This window comes from Tepidimonas sp. (genome assembly GCF_046292505.1).
Lineage (GTDB): Bacteria > Pseudomonadota > Gammaproteobacteria > Burkholderiales > Burkholderiaceae_C > Tepidimonas.
Genome location: NZ_JBKBQX010000204.1, coordinates 1 through 646, shown reverse-complemented (window position 1 = coordinate 646; position 646 = coordinate 1). Strand labels below are relative to the sequence as shown.

The following is a 646-nucleotide window of genomic DNA, read 5'->3' as shown; positions in this document are numbered from 1 at the left end:
CCGCAGCACATACTGGCCCAGCGCCATCACCAGGCCCGAAACCGCCAGCAGCAGCCGCAGCGTGTGCTGCACGCCACGCGCCAGCGCCAGCGTCAACAGCACCGCCGCCAGCGCTCCGACGAACGCCGCCCCGGTCAGACCCAGCCGCACCCAGAGGCTGGACGACAGCACGCTCCAGCCCGGTGCGCCGGCGCCGCCCAGCATGCCGGCCGAGCCGCCCAGCGCCACCAGCGCGAGCGCCACCGCCAGCGACGCCCCGGCCGCGCCGCCGAGCAGGAACGGGTCGGCCAGCGGATTGCGGAACAACCCCTGGGCCACCGCGCCCGCCACGCCCAGCAACGCCCCGGCGGCCCAGGCCCCCAGCGCCCGCGGCAGGCGAATCTCCCAGACGATCTGGGCGGCCAGCGCCTCGTCCGACGGCGACGTCAACACCGCCCACACCGGCTCCAGCCCCAGGCTGCCGACGCTGACCGCCAGCACCAGCCCCGCCGCCGCCGCCATGAGCAGCGCCAGCAGCAACCCCGCGGCGCGGCGCGCGTTCACGGGCGTCCTCCCGGGGCTGCGGCCGCCGGCTGCGCCGGCGCAGCGGCGCGCGCCAGGCAGTCGGCCATCAGCCGCGCCGCCTCGGCCATGCGCGGTCCGGGGC

General features: G+C 78.5%; 1 protein-coding gene. It reads right to left on the bottom strand.

What is annotated here, in order from left to right:
* Window positions 1-501 (bottom strand): iron chelate uptake ABC transporter family permease subunit (locus ACK4TH_RS12760; RefSeq protein ID WP_409626979.1); only part of this gene is annotated, 501 nt, incomplete at its 3' end.
* Between the last annotated feature and the right edge of the window lie 145 nt (window positions 502-646).